Source organism: Paraburkholderia sp. SIMBA_027 (assembly GCF_046535315.1).
GTDB lineage: Bacteria > Pseudomonadota > Gammaproteobacteria > Burkholderiales > Burkholderiaceae > Paraburkholderia > Paraburkholderia tropica.
Map to the genome: position 1 here is coordinate 1 of NZ_JAWRWY010001271.1, position 248 is coordinate 248.

1 protein-coding gene is annotated in these 248 nt (G+C 64.5%); it reads right to left on the reverse strand.

The window, feature by feature from the left end; translation table 11 throughout:
• Positions 1 to 248, reverse strand: a 248-nt coding sequence (gene rpsT, locus SB764_RS43230) for a 30S ribosomal protein S20 (protein ID WP_410867199.1), incomplete at both ends; no start/stop codon positions are given.

Consider the following 248-nt stretch of genomic DNA (forward strand, 5'->3'; position numbering starts at 1 on the left):
CGTCTTCAGACGGGCAGCAAGACGCGAGATCTTGCGGGATGCCGTGTTGGCGTGAAGCACGCCCTTGCTTGCGGCGCGTGCCAGTTCCGGCTGCGCTGCGAGGAAGGCTTCCTTAGCCTTGGAAGCGTCGCCGGATGCGAGTGCCTCTTCGACCTGGCGGACGAACGTGCGAACGCGCGAGCGACGAGCCTTGTTGACGTCGGTGCGGCGGGCGATCTTGCGGGTCGCTTTTTTCGCCGAAGCTGTAT